20 protein-coding genes are annotated in these 20,668 nt (G+C 71.6%); 14 read left to right on the top strand and 6 right to left on the bottom strand.

The window, feature by feature from the left end; all coding sequences use genetic code 11:
- Positions 1–29 precede the first annotated feature (29 nt).
- Both ACIQPR_RS44610 and ACIQPR_RS44615 read right to left on the bottom strand, forming a co-directional pair.
- Complete coding sequence (locus tag ACIQPR_RS44610) at positions 30–1,394, bottom strand: PH domain-containing protein (protein ID WP_403661906.1); 1,365 nt, start codon at positions 1,392–1,394, stop codon at positions 30–32.
- Complete coding sequence (locus ACIQPR_RS44615; RefSeq protein WP_403661909.1) at positions 1,391–1,891, bottom strand: PH domain-containing protein; 501 nt, start codon at positions 1,889–1,891, stop codon at positions 1,391–1,393. The genes ACIQPR_RS44610 and ACIQPR_RS44615 overlap by 4 nt, the downstream gene beginning before the upstream one ends.
- 31 nt (positions 1,892–1,922) lie before the next feature.
- Here ACIQPR_RS44615 and ACIQPR_RS44620 point away from each other — a divergent pair, with 31 nt between their 5' ends.
- Entirely contained in the window at positions 1,923–3,074 is a 1,152-nt protein-coding gene (locus tag ACIQPR_RS44620; RefSeq protein ID WP_403661912.1) for an NADH-quinone oxidoreductase subunit D, read from the top strand.
- A gap of 13 nt (positions 3,075–3,087) precedes the next feature.
- Here ACIQPR_RS44620 and ACIQPR_RS44625 read toward each other — a convergent pair whose 3' ends face one another.
- Entirely contained in the window at positions 3,088–4,095 is a 1,008-nt protein-coding gene (locus tag ACIQPR_RS44625) for an SAM-dependent methyltransferase (protein WP_403661915.1), read from the bottom strand.
- Between the two features lie 118 nt (positions 4,096–4,213).
- Here ACIQPR_RS44625 and ACIQPR_RS44630 point away from each other — a divergent pair, with 118 nt between their 5' ends.
- Both ACIQPR_RS44630 and ACIQPR_RS44635 read left to right on the top strand, forming a co-directional pair.
- Positions 4,214–5,419, top strand: a complete 1,206-nt coding sequence (locus ACIQPR_RS44630; protein WP_403661918.1) for a sensor histidine kinase — start codon at positions 4,214–4,216, stop codon at positions 5,417–5,419.
- Between the two features lie 135 nt (positions 5,420–5,554).
- Complete coding sequence (locus ACIQPR_RS44635) at positions 5,555–6,226, top strand: response regulator (protein WP_403661921.1); 672 nt, start codon at positions 5,555–5,557, stop codon at positions 6,224–6,226.
- A 52-nt stretch (positions 6,227–6,278) separates the two neighbouring features.
- On the opposite strand, the gene ACIQPR_RS44640 is transcribed toward ACIQPR_RS44635, so the two are convergent.
- On the bottom strand, positions 6,279–7,388 hold the full coding sequence (locus ACIQPR_RS44640) for a DUF5937 family protein (protein WP_403661924.1): 1,110 nt from the start codon (positions 7,386–7,388) through the stop codon (positions 6,279–6,281).
- A 162-nt stretch (positions 7,389–7,550) separates the two neighbouring features.
- Complete coding sequence (locus tag ACIQPR_RS44645; protein WP_403661927.1) at positions 7,551–8,744, bottom strand: threonine aldolase family protein; 1,194 nt, start codon at positions 8,742–8,744, stop codon at positions 7,551–7,553.
- Between the two features lie 184 nt (positions 8,745–8,928).
- Between ACIQPR_RS44645 and ACIQPR_RS44650 the strand changes: the two genes are divergently transcribed.
- From ACIQPR_RS44650 to ACIQPR_RS44695, 10 genes are all read left to right on the top strand, one after another.
- Positions 8,929–9,849: a Rossmann-like and DUF2520 domain-containing protein gene (locus tag ACIQPR_RS44650; protein WP_403661930.1), complete on the top strand. Its 921-nt coding sequence runs from the start codon at positions 8,929–8,931 to the stop codon at positions 9,847–9,849.
- A complete protein-coding gene (gene panC, locus ACIQPR_RS44655) occupies positions 9,846–10,853 on the top strand; it encodes a pantoate--beta-alanine ligase (protein ID WP_403661933.1) in 1,008 nt (335 codons plus the stop codon). The genes ACIQPR_RS44650 and panC overlap by 4 nt, the downstream gene beginning before the upstream one ends.
- On the top strand, positions 10,850–12,568 hold the full coding sequence (locus ACIQPR_RS44660; protein ID WP_403661937.1) for an L-aspartate oxidase: 1,719 nt from the start codon (positions 10,850–10,852) through the stop codon (positions 12,566–12,568). Before panC ends, ACIQPR_RS44660 begins: the two co-directional genes overlap by 4 nt.
- A 5-nt stretch (positions 12,569–12,573) precedes the next feature.
- The gene (gene nadC / locus ACIQPR_RS44665; protein WP_403661940.1) at positions 12,574–13,551 is read left to right on the top strand and encodes a carboxylating nicotinate-nucleotide diphosphorylase; all 978 of its coding nucleotides are present in this window, start codon (positions 12,574–12,576) and stop codon (positions 13,549–13,551) included.
- A gap of 2 nt (positions 13,552–13,553) precedes the next feature.
- Positions 13,554–14,351 (top strand): type III pantothenate kinase, encoded by a 798-nt coding sequence (locus ACIQPR_RS44670; protein ID WP_403661943.1) that lies wholly within the window; start codon positions 13,554–13,556, stop codon positions 14,349–14,351.
- A 172-nt stretch (positions 14,352–14,523) separates the two neighbouring features.
- A complete protein-coding gene (locus ACIQPR_RS44675; protein ID WP_403662052.1) occupies positions 14,524–15,171 on the top strand; it encodes a hypothetical protein in 648 nt (215 codons plus the stop codon).
- Positions 15,172–15,219: 48 nt separating this feature from the next.
- Positions 15,220–15,399, top strand: a complete 180-nt coding sequence (locus ACIQPR_RS44680; RefSeq protein ID WP_355907926.1) for a hypothetical protein — start codon at positions 15,220–15,222, stop codon at positions 15,397–15,399.
- A 120-nt stretch (positions 15,400–15,519) separates the two neighbouring features.
- On the top strand, positions 15,520–15,933 hold the full coding sequence (locus ACIQPR_RS44685) for a BlaI/MecI/CopY family transcriptional regulator (protein ID WP_403661946.1): 414 nt from the start codon (positions 15,520–15,522) through the stop codon (positions 15,931–15,933).
- 9 nt (positions 15,934–15,942) lie between these two features.
- Positions 15,943–16,476 (top strand): amino-acid N-acetyltransferase, encoded by a 534-nt coding sequence (locus ACIQPR_RS44690; protein WP_200715432.1) that lies wholly within the window; start codon positions 15,943–15,945, stop codon positions 16,474–16,476.
- A 223-nt stretch (positions 16,477–16,699) separates the two neighbouring features.
- Entirely contained in the window at positions 16,700–17,035 is a 336-nt protein-coding gene (locus ACIQPR_RS44695; RefSeq protein WP_019075461.1) for an Lsr2 family protein, read from the top strand.
- Here ACIQPR_RS44695 and ACIQPR_RS44700 read toward each other — a convergent pair.
- A complete protein-coding gene (locus ACIQPR_RS44700; protein ID WP_403661950.1) occupies positions 17,014–17,673 on the bottom strand; it encodes an SCO3374 family protein in 660 nt (219 codons plus the stop codon). The genes ACIQPR_RS44695 and ACIQPR_RS44700 overlap by 22 nt on opposite strands.
- Positions 17,674–18,115: 442 nt before the next feature.
- On the opposite strand from ACIQPR_RS44700, the gene ACIQPR_RS44705 reads away from it, so the two are divergent.
- Entirely contained in the window at positions 18,116–20,644 is a 2,529-nt protein-coding gene (locus ACIQPR_RS44705; RefSeq protein WP_403661953.1) for an ATP-dependent Clp protease ATP-binding subunit, read from the top strand.
- Positions 20,645–20,668 lie beyond the last annotated feature (24 nt).

The following is a 20,668-nucleotide window of genomic DNA, read 5'->3' on the forward strand; positions in this document are numbered from 1 at the left end:
GGTCGGGCCAGGGGGCCCGGACCAGGCCGTCAGGCCATCCAGCGGTCCGGGCGGGCGTCCCTGCGGCCCGTCCGGGAGCGCTCGGCCTGGGCGCGGAGCAGCTCGGCGGCCTCGCCCGCGTCCCGCAGACGGGCCGTCACGGTCGCGTTGGCCCCTGTGTCCACATGCACCTCCGCAAGCCCCCAGAGCCGCTCCCAGAGCCCTTGCGTGAGTCGTACGCTCTGCACCTTCGCGTGCGGTACGAGCGCCGTGCTGCGGCGCAGCAGTCCGTGCCGGGCCACGAAGACCGTGTCGGTGACCGCGAGGCCGTAGCCACGCCACCACAGCGGCACGCACCGGCCCGCCCGGCGCGGGGGCCGCGACAGGGCCGGGCGCGGCGGCACCGTCACCCCGGGCAGCACGCGCGCGACGACCGACTCGGCGATCTCGCGCGGGGCGACCGGCACCAGCACGGAGTTGGACGATCCGGCCACGTCCAGCTCGACCCGCACCCAGCCGCGCCGCCGCCACAGCAGCGGCTCCACGATCCGTACGGTCTGCACCCGCCCCGGGGGCACCGTCTCGTGCGTGCGGTCCAGCAGTCCGTGGTCGATGCGCAGCCCGTCCGGGGACTCGCCCACCGTCCAGTCGTACTCGCCGACGAACCGCCCCACACTGCTCGCGCCCGCCGCGCCCAGCAGCGGCAGCGCGGTCGCCAGAACCGACCACACACTGTGGGTGGCCAGCCACAGCAGCGGCGGTACGACGAGTGCGGCGGCCAGCGATCCCCAGGTGGCGCCGGTCAGCACCAGGGACACCGCGAGGACCCCGGCCGGTACGTGCAGCAGCCGCTGGGCGGGCGCCTCGCCGACCTCGTGGGCGGTCTCGGGCGCGAACCCGGCCGCCCGCGCGAGGAGTTCGGCCCGCAGCGCCCGTGCCTCGGCCTCCCCGAGGAAGGCCAGTTCGTCCTTCTTGTCGGTGCCTACGACGTCGAGCTTCAGCTTGGCGACGCCCGCCACGCGCGCGAGGAGCGGCTGCGTCACGTCGACCGCCTGGATGCGCTCCAGCCGGATGTGCGCGGTGCGCCGGAACAACAGGCCGGTACGGATGCGCAGTTCGGTGTCGGTCACCGCGAAGTGGGTGAACCACCAGGTGAGGAAGCCGTAGAGACCGGCGGCCGGCACGATCACGGCCAGCGCGATCAGCAGGGTCAGGGTGGTCAGCCGGGTCAGCTGTTCCTGCGCCTGGTTGGGGTCGTGCACCGCCCACCCGATGACGACGGCGACCGGCGCCCACGCCCGGCGCAACGGCGTCACCGGATGCAACCGCCGCTCCACGACGGGCACTTGTTCCCGTACGGCCGCTACGACCTCCACGGCCTCGGGTACGTCCTTGTCGGCGCCCGGCGTCGTCACAGCCCCGCCGATCTGGCCTCGCCGAGTTCGGTGAGCCGGTCGCGCAGCCGCTCCGCCTCGGCCGGGTCCAGTCCCGGGATGGTCGCGTCGGTCGCCGCGGCGGCCGTGTGCAGCTGCACGCTGGCCAGCCCGAAGTGCCGCTCCACGGGCCCCGACGTGACCTCCACGAGCTGCATCCGCCCGTACGGCACGATCGTCTCGTGGCGCCACAGCACGCCCTTGCTGATCAGCAGGTCGTCGGCGCGCTCGGCATACCGCCAGGAGCGCCAGTTGCGGCCCAGGACCACCCAGCCCCACGCCATGAGGCCTAGCGGCAGCAGCGCGAACGCGGCCCACCCCGGGCCGGCGAACAGGCCCAACGGCACCCCCAGGGCGACGGCCAGCACCCCCAGCCACACCACCAGCAGCATCCGGCGCATCTTCAGCAGCCCCGGCGGCAGCCCGGTCCACACCGGCTCGCGCGCCGCGTCGTCCTGAGCGGCAGTCCCCGTTTCCATGGCGCAAGCGTACGTACGAGAGACTGTGTCCATGACTCCCACGACGGAGACCACGGTCGGTATCGGCGGCGCCGCGGAGAGCACCGACATGGTGCTCAACATCGGCCCCCAGCACCCCTCCACGCACGGTGTGCTGCGGCTGCGGCTCGTCCTGGACGGCGAGCGCATCCAGCACGCGGAGCCGGTGATCGGCTATATGCACCGGGGCGCCGAGAAGCTCTTCGAAGCGCGCGACTACCGCCAGATCATCATGCTCGCCAACCGCCACGACTGGCTGTCGGCGTTCTCGAACGAGCTGGGCGTGGTCCTCGCGGTGGAGCGCATGCTCGGCATGGAGGTGCCCCCGCGCGCGGTGTGGACGCGCACCCTGCTCGCCGAGCTGAACCGGGTGCTCAACCACCTGATGTTCCTGGGCTCGTACCCTCTCGAACTCGGCGGTATCACCCCGGTGTTCTACGCGTTCCGCGAGCGGGAGGTCCTCCAGAACGTCATGGAGGAGGTCTCCGGCGGGCGCATGCACTACATGTTCAACCGTGTCGGCGGCCTCAAGGAGGACCTGCCCGCCGGATGGGCCTCACGCGCGCGTGAAGCCGTCGCCGCGGTGCGCTCCCGGATGGACCGCTTCGACGACCTGGTGCTCGGCAACGAGATCTTCCGGGGGCGCACCAGGGGAGTCGGCGCGCTGTCCGCGGAGGCCGTGCACGCCTACGGGGTGAGCGGGCCGATCGCGCGCGCCTCGGGCGTCGACTTCGATCTGCGGCGCGACGAGCCGTATCTCGCGTACGGCGAGCTCCAGGACACCCTGAAGGTCGTCACGCGCCAGGAGGGCGACTGTCTGGCCCGCTTCGAGGTGCTCCTGGAGCAGACCCACAACGCGCTCGACCTCGCGGACGCCTGCCTCGACCGGCTCGCCGGGCTGGAGCCCGGGCCGATCAACCAGCGGCTCCCGAAGGTCCTGAAGGCGCCCGAGGGGCACACCTACGCGTGGACCGAGAACCCGCTCGGCATCAACGGCTACTACCTCGTCAGCAAGGGCGAGAAGACCCCGTACCGGCTGAAGCTGCGCTCGGCGTCCTACAACAACATCCAGGCGCTCGCGGTGCTGCTGCCGGGGACGTTGGTGGCGGACATGGTGGCGATCCTGGGGTCGTTGTTCTTCGTGGTCGGGGACATCGACAAGTAGGGCCCCCGGGCGGTCAGTTCGGCGGTGGGTCCGGGATGCCGGCCCGGAGCGGGTCCGGGACGCCGACCGGCTGCACGAGCCAGCCGAAGTCGCCGAGGCCGCCCGGTGCGGTGAGTTCGGCGGCCTCGCCCGCACGCGCGAGGGCGCGGACGTACGCCGCCGGGTCGGTGGAGGCCAGCGTGAGCGGGGGGCGCGCGCCGGTGACGTCCAGGGCGCGCAGGGCGGCCCGTTGGGTGAGCAGGCGTGCGCCGGGGAGCGCACAGGCGTCCAGGGCGACGTGCGCGGTGATGTCGCACGAGCCGTCCGGGACGGGTGCCGTTTCGCGGCCCTCGCGGAAACCGGTGAGCGTGCCGAACGGAGGGCGGGTGTCCACGGTGTGCGCGTAGTCGACGGCGACCGCCAGGCCCCGGTCCACGGTGGCCACGGCGGACGCCCAGGCGGTGTCCCTGGGGAGCCCGATCTCGGCGCGCAGTCCCTCCTCGGGCGGCAGCGGCCACCACCGCGCGAGCCAGTCGGCCGCCGCGCCGGTGACCGGCTCCCCGAGCCGCTCGGTCCCGTCCGCGCGGACGAGCACGAGCCGCGGCAGGCCCGCCGGGTCCACCTCGGCGACCTCCACGGGTACGTTGTCCAGCCACTCGTTGGCGAACAGCAGCCCGGTGATCCCCTTCGGGGAGTGCGTCCGCCACTCGACGCGGGGATCGAGCCCTTCGGGGCGGTCGGCGATCTCGACGGCGTACGCACGCACGCGTGCCGCCACTTCGGCGGGCAGCGCGGCGAGCACACCGGTCACCAGCTCGCCGCGGCCCGCGCCCAGGTCCACGAGGTCCAGTACGGCCGGCCGGTCCAGCGCCTCGTCCACCCGGCACAGCAGACGGGCCACGGCCCCGGCGAAGAGCGCCGACGCGTGCACGGACGTACGGAAGTGCCCGGCGGGCCCCTCGGGCCTCCGGTAGAACCCCTGGGGCCCGTACAGCGCGTCCTCGGCCGCCGTCCGCCACCCGGCCGCAGTGTCGTCCGTCACGGGGCCAGATTAAGTGCACAGGACAACCGGGCCTCCACCTTGGGGAGTACGCCGGGCGTATGCGGATCGATCCTCCGGTTGACCCCCGCACACTTCGCGCTTCCCTACGCTGGGTTACGTGCAGCGCCTCTATGACTTCCTCCGCAGACACCCGACATGGGTCGACACCTTCTGGGCCGTCTTCCTGCTGGGGCTGAGCGGCGTGAGCATCGCGAGTACCAGCTATGTGTCGGGCCGGCACGGGACGGTCCCGGCCGCGCTGGCGGTGTCCGCCGTGATGTGTGTGGCGATCGCGCTGCGCCGCCGCTGGCCGGAGCAGATGCTGGTCCTGGTCCTCCTGACGGGACTCGCGCAACTCGTCCTCGACGTCGAGCCGGTGGCGGCCGACTTCGCCATGCTGGTGATCGTCTACACGGTCGCGGCGATCGGCGCCCGCTGGGCCTCCCGCTTCGCCCTGGCCACCGGTCTGAGCGCGGCGACGATGTCGCAGATCCGCTGGCCCCAGGAGCACACCAGTTCCGCCGGCCTGGTCGCCATCGCGGTCTTCCAGACGGTGCCGTTCGCGCTGGCCTGGGTGCTGGGCGACTCGATGCGCACCCGGCGCGCCTACTTCGCGCAGCTGGAGGAGCGGGCCGCCCGGCTGGAGAAGGAGCGCGAGGCGCAGGCGAAGGTCGCGGTCGCCGCCGAACGCGCCCGGATCGCCCGCGAGCTGCACGACGTGGTCGCGCACAACGTGTCCGTGATGGTGGTCCAGGCCGACGGCGCCGCCTACGTCCTGGACTCCGCGCCGGACCAGGCGAAGAAGGCCCTGGAGACGATCTCCTCCACCGGCCGCCAGGCCCTGGCCGAGATGCGCCGCCTGCTGGGCGTGCTGCGCACCGGCGAGCACAAGGAGGCCGGCGAGTACGTTCCGCAGCCGGACGTCGAGCAGATCGACGACCTGGTCGAGCAGTGCCGTACGTCCGGACTGCCCGTCGACTTCAAGGTCGAGGGCACCCCGCGCCCGCTGCCCAGCGGTGTCGAGCTGACGGCGTACCGGATCGTGCAGGAGGCCCTCACCAACACCCGCAAGCACGGGGGGCCGAACACGGGCGCCAGTGTGCGGCTGGTGTACTTCGACGACGGCCTCGGGCTGCTCGTCGAGGACGACGGCAAGGGCGCCCCGCACGAGCTGTACGAGGAGGGCGGCGCCGACGGCCAGGGGCATGGTCTGATCGGTATGCGCGAGCGGGTCGGCATGGTCGGGGGCACCCTGGACGCGGGCCCGCGCCCGGGCGGCGGGTTCCGCATCAGCGCCCTGCTGCCGCTGAAACCCGCGCACTGAACTCTCGTACGCCGCCTGCTGACACCTGTAACGAACTGCTGAACCAGCGGCGAACTGTTGAACGAGCCGTCGAACGATCTCGACCTGTTGAATGAATTGTTGAACGATCCTGTCGATGGAACGGAAGAGGACCCGATGACGATCCGCGTGATGCTCGTCGACGACCAGGTGCTGCTGCGCACCGGTTTCCGGATGGTGCTCGCCGCCCAGCCGGACATGGAGGTCGTCGCGGAGGCGGGCGACGGCGTCGAGGCCCTTCAGGTGCTGGCCGCGACCGCCGTCGACGTGGTGCTCATGGACGTCCGCATGCCGAAGCTGGACGGGGTGGAGACCACCCGCCGCATCTGCCAGGGCGAGAACCCGCCCAAGGTGCTGATCCTGACCACCTTCGACCTCGACGAGTACGCCTTCTCCGGGCTGAAGGCCGGTGCCTCCGGGTTCATGCTCAAGGACGTGCCGCCCGGTGAACTGCTCACCGCGATCCGCTCCGTGCACAGCGGCGACGCGGTGGTGGCGCCCTCGACGACCCGGCGGCTCCTGGACCGCTTCGCCCCTATGCTGCCCGCCGCCGGCAAGGAGCCCCAGCACAAGGAGCTGGAGCGGCTCACCGAGCGCGAGCGCGAGGTCATGATCCTCGTCGCCCAGGGGCTGTCCAACGGCGAGATCGCGGCCCGTCTGGTGCTGTCCGAGGCGACCGTGAAGACCCATGTCGGCCGCATCCTGACCAAGCTCGGACTGCGGGACCGGGTGCAGGTGGTGGTCCTGGCCTACGAGACGGGGCTGGTGCGGGCCGGCGGGCACGGCTGACGCACGGCTGAGGCGCCGCTCAGGCGCGGAGACGGCACCCGGGAGAGAGTGCCTACCTGAGGATGCCCTCCACGAAGTCGCTGCCCAGGCGGGCCACCGTCGTGACGTCCAGCTGGTGCAGGACGTAGCGACCCCGGCGGCGGGTGGTGATCAGACCGGCCTTCTTCAGGACGCCGAGGTGGCGGGATATCTCGGGGGCGGTCATGCCGTGCACCTGGGTCAGCTCGCTGGTGGTGAACGCGGTACGGGCCAGGCTCCGGCACAGCCGCATGCGGACCGGGTGGGACAGGGCGGTCATCCGCAGGGTCAGCTGCTCCAGAGAGGTCGGCGCGGCGAACTTGGGCGACCCTACGGGGTAGTGCACGACGGGCTGCCAGCCGTACCGGTACAGGACCGTCAGATGCGGCCAGCCCAGGCTGGTGGGAACCAGGAGGAGACCGCCGTCCTGGGTCGCCGTACGGCCGTCGCCGAGCTTGTCGACCGTGATGCGGGTGGCGCTCTCGTCGAGCGTCACCGCGGTGGAGATCGACGTCAGCGCCTCCGCCAGGCCCTTGTGCCGCAGCAGGTCCGTCTTGTGGCGGGCGTCGGCCGCGAGCTGGTGCTCCATCCGCGACCAGGTGTCCGCGAAGAACGCCTTGTCGCAGTCCTCCAGGAACTGCCGCAGCCAGGCCCTGGTCCGCGGCGGGTCGGCCAACAGGCGCTCGGTGAACGCCAGTTGATGCGGTCCGCGGGTCGCGGCCTGCTCCAGGGCGCGCAACCTGACCGTGGCGTCCGAGAGCGGGCCGGGTCCGCCGGTGCTGTAGGTGAGGGTGCAGGTGGTGAACTCCAGCGCCGCGTCCACGAACTGCTCGTCCGTCAGCTTGTCGACCAGGTCCAGTTCCTCGGCGAGGGTCGCCCCGGGGAGCGTGCCGCGGCCCGGGATGCCCGCGTACGGCAGGAACAGGTCGGAGAACGTCGACCGCCACAGGAAGTCCGCCTCGCACATCCGGTCCGCCAGGTGCGGGTCGAGCCGCGCGGTGACGCCGGCCACCCACCCCTGGAGGCCGGGGTGATGCCCCGGCTCCGCCATCGCGTGCAGCGCCATGCACAGCTCGCCCAGGGGCGAGGGCGCGAAGACGACCCGCTCCTGCCGCAGCCCCGTGATGTCGATGTGCACGCTCATGTCCCTATCGTGCACCCCGCCACTGACAACGCCACCGTCGATTGACGGCGCCCGTCAATCGACGCCACGGCCGGGGGGCGGCGCACCGCGCGCGAGCCGGTCGGCCGCCCGAGGTCCTGCCCGTCCCACCTGTCGCCGCCCCTCAGCCCCCGGTCCCCTCCTTCAGGAGGGCGTCTCCTTGAGGAGGGCCACGAAGTCCGCGACCGCCGTCCTCACGTCGTCGGCCGTCCACTCCAGGGCGGCGGCCCGCACATAGACCTCCGTCACCGCCAGCCCCGGACCCTTCGCGTTCCAGGGGTTGGCGAACAGGGCGGTACCCGTCTCCTCCGCCTGCCGGATCGCGGCCTCCGTGACGGCGTCGCGGTCGTACGGCAGCCAGACCTGGAAGTCGTGCGTGTGCGGCTGCTCGGGGTGGACGCGCGTCCACGGCACACCGGCGGCGGCGAACCCCTCGCGCAGCGCCTCGGCCACCACGCGCGCGTGGGCCACGTACGCGGGCAGCCGGGGCAGCTCCCGGTCCAGGCCCGCGAGCGCCGTCAGCACGGTGGGGAACTGCTGGAAGACCATGCCTCCGTAGCGGTGCCGCCAGGTCTTCGCCTCGTCGATCAGGGTCTTCGGGCCGGCGAGCGCGGCGCCGCCGAGGGCGTCGAGGGACTTGTAGAACGACACGTAGACGCTGTCCGCCAGCCCCGCGATCTCGTCGAGCGGGCGGCCGAAGTGGGTGGTGGACTCCCACAGGCGGGCGCCGTCGAAGTGGACCACCGCGTCGCGTTCGTGGGCGGCGTCGACGACGGCGGACAGCTCCTCCCAGGAGGGCAGGACGAAACCCGCGTCCCGGAGGGGCAGTTCCAGCATCAGCGCCCCGAAGGGCTCCGGGAAGTCGTGCACCTCGTCGGCGGTCGGCTGCCTCGGCTCGCTGGTCACATGGACCGGGCGCAGGCCGCTGAGCTGGCTGAACGCGTTCCGTTCGTGCACTTCGGGGTGGGCCAGCGGGTGCACGGCGACCGCCGGGTTCCCGGTGCGGCCCGCCCAGCAGCGCAGGGCCACCTGCTGCGCCATCGTGCCCGTGGGGAAGAAGGCCGCGGCCTCCTTGCCGAGCAGTCCGGCGACCCGCTCCTCCAGGGTCTCGACGACCTCGGTGCCGTACAGGTCCGACGCCTCGTCCAGGTCGTACAGCTCGGCCGCCTCCCGCACGAAGGCGAGCCGCTCCCGGAGGGGGCCCAGGAACCCGAGCCGCGCGAGGGATCGCCCGGCGCCCCGGGTCGCCGCGATACGCCGTCTGCGGCGCTTCAGGTTCCGTTCCTCCTCGGTCGCCGACTCCGCCTCTTGGCCACTGTGCTCCGCCGCATCGCTCATGCTCCGGATGATGCCCGGCGTACGTGCGTGCGAGCACCCGGGTTTCCGCCGGACCTCCCGTGCGCGGGGCTGTGTGACAACCCACAGCCTGTGGACAACCGGACGGCTCCCGAACCGATCGCGTTAACATGACGAGAAATCGTCCGGTACCCGGAGCGGACTGGAACGGGAAGGCCGCACTCGCGTGAGCACATTCCAACAGCCAGAGCCCAAGGACCGCCCCGCGCGGCTCGCCGTCGGTGTCGTCGGCGCCGGCCGGGTGGGCCCCGCGCTGGCCGCGTCCCTCCAACTCGCCGGACACCGCCCGGTGGCCGTCTCCGGGGTCTCCGACGCCTCCAGGCGACGGGCCGCGCTCATGCTCCCCGACGTGCCGGTGCTGCCGCCCGCGCAGGTCCTGGAGCGCGCCGACCTGGTACTGCTCACCGTCCCGGACGACGCACTGCCCGGCCTCGTGGAGGGCCTCGCCGACACCGGGGCCGTACGCCCCGGCCAGCTCCTCGTGCACACCTCCGGGCGCTACGGCGCGAAGGTCCTCGACCCCGCTCTGCGCGTCGGCGCGCTGCCGCTGGCCCTGCACCCCGCGATGACCTTCACGGGCAGCCCTGTGGACGTCCAGCGGCTCGCCGGATGCTCCTTCGGGGTCACCGCCCCCGAGGAACTGCGGCTGGCCGCCGAGGCCCTGGTGATCGAGATGGGCGGCGAGCCTGAGTGGATCGCCGAGGAGAACCGCGCGCTCTACCACGCGGCCCTGGCTTTGGGCGCCAACCACCTGGTCACGCTGGTCGCCGAGTCCATGGAACTGCTGCGCACGGCCGGTGTCGAGGCCCCCGACCGGATGCTCGGCCCGTTGCTGGGCGCCGCCCTGGACAACGCCCTGCGCTCCGGGGACGCGGCCCTGACCGGCCCCGTCGCGCGCGGGGACGCGGGCACCGTCGCCGCGCACGTCACCGAACTGCGCAAGCACGCCCCACAGACCGTCGCCGGCTATCTGGCGATGGCCCGCGCGACCGCCGACCGGGCCCTGGCCCACGGACTGCTCAAGCCGGAACTCGCCGAGGACCTCCTCGGTGTACTCGCCAACGGCACCGAGGGAGCTGCCGGATGACCACCACCCTGCTGCGCACCGCCGACGAACTGCACGCAGGCGCGCGTGCGGGCCGTCGCGCCGTCGTCATGACGATGGGCGCCCTGCACGAGGGCCACGCCACGCTGGTCCGCACCGCGCGCGAGATCGCCGGACCGGACGGCGAGGTCGTGGTCACCGTCTTCGTGAACCCGCTCCAGTTCGGCGAGGGCGAGGACCTCGACCGCTACCCGCGCACCCTGGACGCCGACCTCAAGATCGCCGAACAGGCGGGCGCCGACGTCGTGTTCGCCCCCTCCGCGGACGAGGTCTACCCCGGCGGCGAACCCCAGGTCCGCGTCTCGGCCGGCCCCATGGGCACCCGCCTGGAGGGCGCGGTCCGCCCCGGGCACTTCGACGGCATGCTCACCGTCGTCGGCAAGCTGCTGCACCTCACCCGCCCCGACGTCGCCCTGTTCGGCCAGAAGGACGCCCAGCAGCTCGCCCTGATCCGCCGCATGGTGCGCGACCTGAACTTCGGCGTCGACATCGTCGGCGTGCCGACCGTGCGCGAGGCCGACGGCCTGGCCCTGTCCAGCCGCAACCGCTATCTGTCCCCCCAGGAGAGGCGCACCGCGCTCGCCCTCTCCCAGGCCCTGTTCGCCGGCCGCGACCGGCACGCGGCCCAGGAGGCGCTGCGCGCACGGGCCCGCGAGGTGCCCGCCACGCGCGCGCGTGCCGAGGCGCTCAGCGCCATCGGGGAGTCCCGCGCGGCGGCCGACGCGCACGCCGTCGCCAAGGCCGCCCCCGGCCCCGGCGGCCCGGCGTCCGTCCGCGCCGCCGCCCGCCTGGTCCTCGACGACGCGGCCCGCCTCGACCCGCCGCTCGCCCTGGACTACCTCGCCCTGGTCGACCCGTCCGACTTCACCGACGTGGACGAGGACTTCACCGGCGAGGCCGTCCTCGCCGTCGCCGCCCGGGTCGGGACGACCCGGCTGATCGACAACATCCCACTCGCCTTCGGAACCCTCGGAGCCGCCTCGTGACCAGCACAGGCATACGACTGCACGCCCCCGCCCCGGGGTGGTCCATCGCCGCGGACGTGGTCGTCGTCGGCTCCGGAGTGGCCGGCCTGACCGCGGCGCTGCGCTGCGAGGCGGCGGGCCTGCGCACGGTCGTCGTCACCAAGGCCCGCCTCGACGACGGCTCCACCCGCTGGGCCCAGGGCGGTGTCGCCGCGGCCCTGGGGGAGGGCGACACCCCCGAACAGCACCTGGACGACACCCTGGTGGCGGGCGCGGGCCTGTGCGACGAGGAAGCCGTACGGATCCTCGTCACCGAGGGCCCCGACGCCGTACGGCGGCTCATCGAGACCGGCGCCCACTTCGACGAGTCCTCCGAAGGAGGACTGGAGCTGACCCGTGAGGGCGGCCACCACCGGCGCCGGATCGCGCACGCCGGCGGGGACGCGACCGGCGCCGAGATCTCCCGGGCACTCGTCGAGGCCGTACGCGCGCGCGGGCTGCGCACCATCGAGAACGCGCTCGTGCTGGACCTCCTGACGGACGCCGACGGGCGTACGGCGGGCGTGAGCCTGCACGTCATGGGCGAGGGGCAGCACGACGGGGTGGGCGCCGTGCACGCGCCCGCAGTGGTCCTCGCGACCGGCGGCATGGGGCAGGTCTTCTCCGCCACCACCAACCCGTCCGTGTCGACCGGCGACGGCGTCGCGCTCGCCCTCCGCGCGGGCGCCGAGGTCTCCGACCTGGAGTTCGTGCAGTTCCACCCGACCGTGCTGTTCCTGGGCGCCGACGCGGAGGGCCAGCAGCCCCTGGTCTCCGAGGCGGTGCGCGGCGAGGGCGCCCACCTGGTCGACGCCGACGGCGTGCGCTTCATGGTGGGCCAGCACGAACTGGCCGAGCTGGCGCCCCGGGACATCGTCGCCAAGGGCATCATGCGGCGCATGCAGGAGCAGGACGCCGAGCACATGTTCCTCGACGCCCGGCACTTCGGCGCCGACATGTGGGAGCACCGCTTCCCGACGATCCTCGCCGCCTGCCGCAGCCACGGCATCGACCCGGTCACCGAGCCCGTCCCGGTCGCCCCGGCCGCCCACTACGCCTCCGGAGGCGTCCGCACCGACTCCCGGGGCCGTACGACCGTCCCCGGCCTGTACGCGTGCGGCGAGGTCGCCTGCACCGGGGTGCACGGCGCGAACCGGCTCGCCTCCAACTCCCTCCTCGAAGGCCTCGTCTACGCCGAGCGGATCGTCGCCGACATCACCGCCGGCCAGGCCGAGAACACCCTCCACGCGCGCGTGCCCGAACCGGTCCCGCACCCCCAGAAGCCCGCGCACCCGCTGCTCGCCCCCGAGACCCGCTTCGCGATCCAGCGGATCATGACCGAGGGCGCGGGCGTCCTGCGCTCCGCCGACTCCCTCGCCAGGGCCGCCGGACAGCTCCAGCAGCTGCACACCGACGCCCGCGACGCGCTCGACGAGAACGGCAAGACCGCCGAGCCCGGCGTCGACACCTGGGAGGCCACCAACCTCCTGTGCGTGGCCCGCGTCCTGGTCACCGCCGCCGCCCGGCGCGAGGAGACCCGGGGCTGCCACTGGCGCGAGGACCACGCCGAGCGCGACGACAGCGTCTGGCGCCGCCACATCGTCGTACGGCTGAATCCCGACCGCTCGCTGGCCGTGCGCACCACGGACACCGCAGACTTCCCCCCGACCCGGCAGCACCGTCCCCAGGAGCAGTGACAGAAGTGAGCACCGACGACCTTCCCCTCGCCGACAGCGGCGGCTGCGGCGACGGCTGTGCCTGTGGCGCGGGCGCCGACGCGGAGTACCTGGAGTGCGGCCTGGACCCCGCGCTCGCCGAGCTCCTGGCCGACGCCGGCCTCGACCCCGTGGAGGTCGAGGACATCGCCAACGTCGCCCTCCAGGAGGACCTGGCCGGCGGTGTCGACGTGACGACCGTGGCGACCATCCCCGAAGGGGCCGTCGCCACCGCCGACTTCACCGCGCGGGAGGCCGGTGTGGTGGCGGGCCTCAGGGTCGCCGAGGCGGTGATCTCCGTGGTGTGCGCCGACGAGTTCGAGGTCGAGCGGCACGCCGAGGACGGCGACCGCGTGGAGGCCGGGCAGAAGCTCCTGTCGGTCACCACGCGCACGCGCGACCTGCTGACCGCCGAGCGCAGCGCGCTCAACCTCCTGTGCCGCCTCTCCGGCATCGCGACCGCCACGCGCGCGTGGGCGGACGCCCTGGAGGGCACGAGGACCAAGGTCCGCGACACGCGCAAGACGACGCCGGGCCTGCGCTCCCTGGAGAAGTACGCGGTCCGCTGCGGCGGCGGGGTCAACCACCGCATGTCCCTGTCGGACGCGGCCCTCGTCAAGGACAACCACGTGGTCGCCGCCGGCGGCGTCGCCCAGGCCTTCGAGGCCGTGCGGGAGGCCTTCCCGGACGTGGCGATCGAGGTCGAGGTCGACACCCTGCACCAGCTCCGCGAGGTCCTGGACGCGGGCGCCGACCTGATCCTGCTGGACAACTTCACACCCGGGGAGTGCGCCGAGGCCGTCGGCATCGTGCACGGCCGCGCCGCCCTGGAGGCCTCCGGACGGCTCACCCTGGACAACGCCAAGGTGTACGCCGACACCGGGGTCGACTACCTCGCCGTGGGCGCCCTGACCCACTCCGCGCCGATCCTGGACATCGGCCTCGACCTCCGTGAGGCGCAGTAGTCATGCTCCTCACGATCGACGTCGGCAACACGCACACCGTCTTGGGCCTGTTCGACGGCGAGGACATCGTCGAGCACTGGCGGATCTCCACCGACGCGCGCCGCACGGCCGACGAACTCGCCGTCCTCCTCCAGGGCCTGATGGGCATGCACCCGCTCCTCGGAGAGGAGCTGGGCGACGGCATCGACGGCATCGCGATCTGCGCCACCGTGCCGTCCGTCCTGCACGAACTGCGCGAGGTGACCCGCCGCTACTACGGAGACGTGCCCGCGGTCCTCGTCGAGCCCGGCGTCAAGACCGGCGTGCCGATCCTGACCGACAACCCCAAGGAGGTCGGCGCGGACCGCATCATCAACGCGGTCGCCGCCGTCGAGCTCTACGGCGGCCCCGCGATCGTCGTCGACTTCGGTACGGCGACCACGTTCGACGCGGTCTCCGCGCGCGGCGAGTACGTCGGCGGTGTCATCTCCCCCGGGATCGAGATCTCGGTCGAGGCGCTCGGCGTCAAGGGCGCCCAGCTGCGCAAGATCGAGGTGGCCCGGCCGCGCAGTGTGATCGGCAAGAACACCGTCGAGGCGATGCAGTCGGGCATCGTCTACGGGTTCGCGGGCCAGGTCGACGGAGTCGTCACCCGGATGGCCAAGGAACTGGCCGACGACCCGGAGGACGTGACGGTGATCGCGACCGGCGGCCTCGCCCCCATGGTCCTCGGCGAGGCGTCGGTGATCGACGAGCACGAGCCCTGGCTGACCCTGATCGGCCTGCGCCTGGTCTACGAACGCAACGTGTCGCGGATGTGACCGCACCCCCCCGTGCCGGGCCGAACCTCCCGGCACGGGTCCGCGTGCGCCGAAGCGGTCCGTGCCCGTGCCGCGTGGAAACCTCCGCGCCACACCCGTCCCCCTATGTCGAATTTGTCTGATTAGCGCGTATCGTCGCCGCATGCCCACGCCATACGGATCCCGCGGCGGCATGGCGTTCGGTGCGGAGGAGCTGCGTGTGCTCCGCCGCGCCCTCGCTCTCGCCCTCCAGCCCCGAACCGCCTCCGCCGAGGACGTCAAGGACTGCCTCCGGCTCGCCGAATCGCTCGACGAAGCGGTACGCGAGGGGGTCCGGCTGCGCGCCTTCCTGGTCGCCGACCTCGCCCGGTACCGCGCCGCCCTGCCCGGCACCACCGCCGGCTACCTCACGCTCCTGGAGGAGGCGCTCGGCGCCGGGTACCGCCCGGACGTCGACGACCTCTCGGCTCTGCGCGCGCTGCGCGGGAACCCGGCCGCCGCGACCCTCCTCGACCGCTGCCTCTCGCTCGCCGAACAGGACGTGCGCGCCCGCCTGGCCCGCCGTACGGCCGTCCGTCCCGCGCCGACCGTCCCCGCGTCCCGCACCCGCCTCCTGGCGCTCCCTGGAGGCCGCTCCGGCGGTGTTTGCGCGACGGGCGGAGATCCGGTCGGCGAGGACGCCAAGGAGCCCGTACGCAAGCCCGTGGAGCGTCCGGCGCCCACCCCCGCGCCCGCCGCCCCGAAGCCGTCGCGGCCGATCCCCACTCCGGGCGAGGTCTTCCCCCGGCGTAAACCGGCACCGCCCCCCGCGAACCCGCCCCAGCAGCTCGCCGCCGGCTGAACCGACCCCGCCCCCTCCGCTCCAGGGTCCGTGGCTACTCTGGGGGGCATGGACTATGTCTCCGCGCTCGTGCCCCCGGTCGTCATGGCCGTGTTCTTCATCGGACTGATCCGGGTCATCGTGAAGACCCAGGGCGGGGCCATGAAGGCCAAGGAGGACGCGGCCGTCGACGCCGCCATCGCGCGCGCGGAGAGCGCCCGCCAGGCCTCCTCCACGACCGACGCCTGAACCCACCGGTTCGCCCGGCGCCTTCAAGGGCGTACGACTCCCGCACGCGGCCGCGTGCTTTCCGAGTCGTACGCCCTTTTTGTTCCTTTTCCACTATGGTTCTGAGCTGTGCCTCGCCCATTGGGAGAACTCGAAGACTCGGTCATGACGCGGGTGTGGAAGTGGAACCGCCCGGTGACCGTTCGAGAAGTCCTGGAAGACCTTCAGCAGGAACGGTCGATCGCGTACACCACGGTGATGACCGTTTTGGACAATCTTCATCAGAAGGGCTGGGTGCGTCGCGAGGCGGAAGGCCGGGCGTATCGATATGAGGCCGTCTCCACACGCGCCGCCTACTCGGCGGCCCTGATGAACGACGCCTGGTCCCAGAGCGACAACCCCGCCGCCGCTCTCGTCGCCTTCTTCGGGATGATGAGCGACGAACAGCGCGAGGCCCTGCGCAGCGCCGTACGCATCGTCCAGGGACCGGAAACACCCGAACCCGCGGATCGCGTCGAGAACCCCGGCTCCGCGCCCTCGGGCGGCGGGCGATAGCGTCCGCTCATGTCAGCAGAGCACCCAGAAGTCACCGCGAAAGCCATCACCGTCCGGCGGGCCCGGACCGGTGATGTCCCGGCGGTGCGCCGACTCCTTGACGCCTACGTTCGCGGTCGCATCCTGCTCGACAAAGCGACCGTGACTCTTTACGAGGACATACAGGAGTTCTGGGTCGCCGAACGCGACGACAACGCGGAGGTCGTCGGCTGCGGTGCACTGCACGTCATGTGGGAAGACCTGGCGGAAGTCCGCACTCTCGCCGTGAAGCCCGGGTTGAAGGGCGCCGGCGTAGGTCATCAGTTGCTGGAGAAGTTGCTGCACACGGCCCGTTGGCTAGGTGTTCGTCGCGTTTTCTGTCTCACCTTCGAAGTGGACTTCTTCTCCAAGCACGGCTTCGTGGAGATCGGTGAGACACCCGTCGACACCGATGTCTACGCGGAGCTGTTGCGTTCCTATGACGAGGGTGTGGCGGAGTTCCTGGGTCTCGAACGAGTGAAACCGAACACCTTGGGCAACAGCCGGATGCTTCTGCATCTGTGATCGCCGCGCTCAATTCGGCCCGGACGCCCTGCCCAGGTTCCCTATGTCCGAAACGCGCATCTTTCCGGACCTGGCGGTCACTCGGTCTCTCCCAGGGGTTTGTGTTTTTCCAGCAAAAGCGGTTTGCTTTCCGACGTAGTGCAGTACTGCATATAACAGGGGACGGCGAAACGGCGGACGCCGCAGACCCCAGGCCCGCAAGTTATCGATGAAAGGAAATCCGGTGGCACAGAAGGTTCAGGTCCTTCTTGTCGACGACCTCGACGGCGGCGAGGCGGACGAGACGGTGACGTTCGCACTGGACGGCAAGACCTACGAGATCGATCTCACCACCGCGAATGCGGACAAGCTCCGTGGTCTTCTCGACGCTTACGTGAAGGGCGGACGCCGTACCGGTGGCCGTGCTTCGGGTGGCCGTGGAAAGGCGCGCGCCGCTACCGGTGGCAGCCAGGACACCGCGCAGATTCGCGCGTGGGCCAAGGAGAACGGCTACGAGGTCAACGACCGGGGCCGTGTTCCCGCGTCCATTCGCGAGGCCTACGAGAAGGCCAACGGCTGAGCGCACGAGCGCCGCAGCCGGACCCGGTGGCACTGTGTGGCCACCGTGTCCACCAGTCGTACGAGATCAGGGGCGCCCCCAACGCCCCCCACGGCCGACAGTGTCGGCAGCGAGGCCTCGACCTCGCATCCCGGCTCGGGGGGCCGCAGCCATACGGCGGCCCCCTGCACGGGATCCGGACGGCCCACGGGAAGCGACTTCCCCGGGTGCCCCTTCGCGGGCCCCGCGCCGGAGAGCGGTGGCACGTCCGACGGCCCCGCCCCGGGTACCGGCGGCGCCTCCATGTGCCCGCCCTCGCCGAGCGCCACCAGATCCAGCGCCGGCGCCAGAGCGCCCCACTCCAGCCAGTCCAGCAGTCCCGGCAGCTCCTCCGCGCTGCCCGCGGCCACCAGCAGCCGCATCCGGTCGCCCCGCACGGCCACCGGGGAATCCGGCCCCAGCCGCCACAGCGCCGCGACACCGGCCTCGACCGGCACGTCCAGGACGTCGAAACGCAGCCCCGTGACGAGCCGCAACGGCTCTCCGGGCACCGTCCGCCACCCGAGTTCGTTCTCGTACCAGTGCCGCCGCCGGTCGACCGGACCGGGCGGACGACGGGGGGAGGGGACCGTGGTGACCGGGGGGACTGTGCCAACCATGCCAAGCGCAACCGCCGAAACGGCCCGAGAGTTACGCTGGGCGTTCTGGCGATTGCGTAGGGTGCCGGAAATGGGGGCGTTCTGGGGCGCCGGACCGCGCAAGGTTGTTCGCCCGTAGCGGAGGGAACCGGTGCGCTCGGCATGGAGTGTCAGTCCGTACGGGTAAGACAATCCCTAGTGGGAGGGGGCGACACGCAGAAAAGGCCGTCTCACGTTCGCCATCGGCGTACTCATGGAGAGGGTAACTGCCTGGCCTGCGGGAACATCGTCTCGCACCATCAGGTTGGAGCAGATGTCGGCGTTCGGGTTCAGGAGGCAGTGTTGGTTCTCGGTCCGGTGTCGGCAGTTGGAATGAGCGGTCCCCGCTTGCGGGACTAAGCTGCGGAAGGACAGGGAGGGGAGCGTCCCCTTACTGCCTGACCGCTCTGAGGAGCGATTAACGATGTTCGAGAGGTTCACCGACCGCGCGCGGCGGGTTGTCGTCCTGGCTCAGGAAGAAGCCCGGATGCTCAACCACAACTACATCGGCACCGAGCACATCCTCCTGGGCCTGATCCACGAGGGTGAGGGTGTCGCCGCAAAGGCCCTGGAGAGCCTCGGCATTTCGCTTGAGGCGGTCCGCCAGCAGGTTGAGGAGATCATCGGACAGGGCCAGCAGGCGCCGTCCGGTCACATCCCCTTCACTCCCCGTGCCAAGAAGGTCCTGGAGCTGTCGCTCCGCGAGGCCCTTCAGCTGGGCCACAACTACATCGGCACGGAGCACATCCTGCTCGGCCTGATCCGTGAGGGCGAGGGCGTCGCCGCCCAGGTCCTGGTCAAGCTGGGCGCTGATCTCAACCGGGTGCGGCAGCAGGTGATCCAGCTGCTCTCCGGTTACCAGGGCAAGGAGACCGCCACCGCCGGCGGCCCTGCGGAGGGCACCCCCTCGACGTCCCTGGTCCTCGACCAGTTCGGCCGGAACCTCACCCAGGCCGCCCGCGAGTCCAAGCTCGACCCGGTCATCGGGCGCGAGAAGGAGATCGAGCGGGTCATGCAGGTGCTGTCCCGCCGCACCAAGAACAACCCGGTCCTGATCGGTGAGCCCGGCGTCGGCAAGACCGCCGTCGTCGAGGGCCTCGCCCAGGCCATCGTCAAGGGCGAGGTGCCCGAGACCCTCAAGGACAAGCACCTCTACACCCTGGACCTCGGCGCGCTGGTCGCCGGCTCCCGCTACCGCGGTGACTTCGAGGAGCGCCTGAAGAAGGTCCTCAAGGAGATCCGCACCCGCGGCGACATCATCCTGTTCATCGACGAGCTGCACACGCTGGTCGGTGCGGGTGCCGCCGAGGGCGCCATCGACGCCGCTTCGATCCTGAAGCCGATGCTGGCCCGCGGTGAGCTCCAGACCATCGGCGCCACCACCCTGGACGAGTACCGCAAGCACCTGGAGAAGGACGCGGCCCTGGAGCGCCGCTTCCAGCCCATCCAGGTCGCCGAGCCCTCGCTCCCGCACACCATCGAGATCCTCAAGGGTCTGCGCGACCGCTACGAGGCCCACCACCGTGTCTCCATCACGGACGAGGCCCTCGTGCAGGCCGCCACGCTGGCCGACCGGTACATCTCGGACCGCTTCCTCCCGGACAAGGCGATCGACCTGATCGACGAGGCCGGCTCCCGGATGCGCATCCGCCGGATGACCGCGCCGCCGGACCTCCGCGAGTTCGACGAGAAGATCGCCGGCGTCCGCCGCGACAAGGAGTCCGCGATCGACTCGCAGGACTTCGAGAAGGCCGCCTCCCTCCGCGACAAGGAGAAGCAGCTCCTGGCCGCCAAGGCCAAGCGGGAGAAGGAGTGGAAGGCCGGCGACATGGACGTCGTCGCCGAGGTCGACGGCGAGCTGATCGCCGAGGTCCTCGCGACCGCCACCGGCATCCCGGTCTTCAAGCTCACCGAGGAGGAGTCCAGCCGTCTCCTCCGCATGGAGGACGAGCTCCACAAGCGGGTCATCGGCCAGAAGGACGCCGTCAAGGCGCTCTCCAAGGCGATCCGTCGTACGCGTGCGGGCCTCAAGGACCCGAAGCGTCCCGGTGGTTCGTTCATCTTCGCCGGCCCGTCCGGTGTCGGTAAGACGGAGCTGTCCAAGGCGCTGGCGGAGTTCCTCTTCGGTGACGAGGACGCGCTGATCTCCCTCGACATGTCGGAGTTCAGCGAGAAGCACACGGTCTCCCGGCTCTTCGGTTCGCCCCCCGGATACGTGGGCTACGAAGAGGGCGGTCAGCTGACGGAGAAGGTCCGCCGCAAGCCGTTCTCGGTCGTCCTCTTCGACGAGGTCGAGAAGGCCCACCCGGACATCTTCAACAGCCTTCTCCAGATCCTGGAGGACGGTCGCCTGACCGACTCCCAGGGCCGGGTCGTGGACTTCAAGAACACGGTCATCATCATGACGACCAACCTCGGCACCCGGGACATCTCCAAGGGCTTCAACCTCGGCTTCGCGGCCACGGGTGACACGAAGTCCAACTACGAGCGCATGAAGAACAAGGTCTCGGACGAGCTCAAGCAGCACTTCCGCCCCGAGTTCCTCAACCGCGTGGACGACGTCGTCGTCTTCCCGCAGCTCACCCAGGACGACATCCTCCAGATCGTCGACCTGATGGTCGGCAAGGTGGACGAGCGCCTCAAGGACCGGGACATGGGCATCGAGCTCTCCCAGGCCGCCAAGGAGCTCCTCTCCAAGAAGGGTTACGACCCCGTCCTGGGCGCGCGTCCGCTGCGGCGCACGATCCAGCGCGAGATCGAGGACACCCTCTCGGAGAAGATCCTCTTCGGTGAGCTGCGTCCCGGTCACATCGTGGTCGTCGACACGGAGGGCGAGGGCGAGACCAAGACCTTCACCTTCCGGGGCGAGGAGAAGTCGGCACTGCCCGACGCCCCGCCGATCGAGGACGCGGCGGCCGGCGGTGCGGGCCCGAATCTGAGCAAGGAGGCGTAGCCCTTCGGGGATACGTCGGGGAAG

This window comes from Streptomyces sp. NPDC091280 (genome assembly GCF_044768565.1).
Taxonomy (GTDB): Bacteria; Actinomycetota; Actinomycetes; order Streptomycetales; family Streptomycetaceae; genus Streptomyces.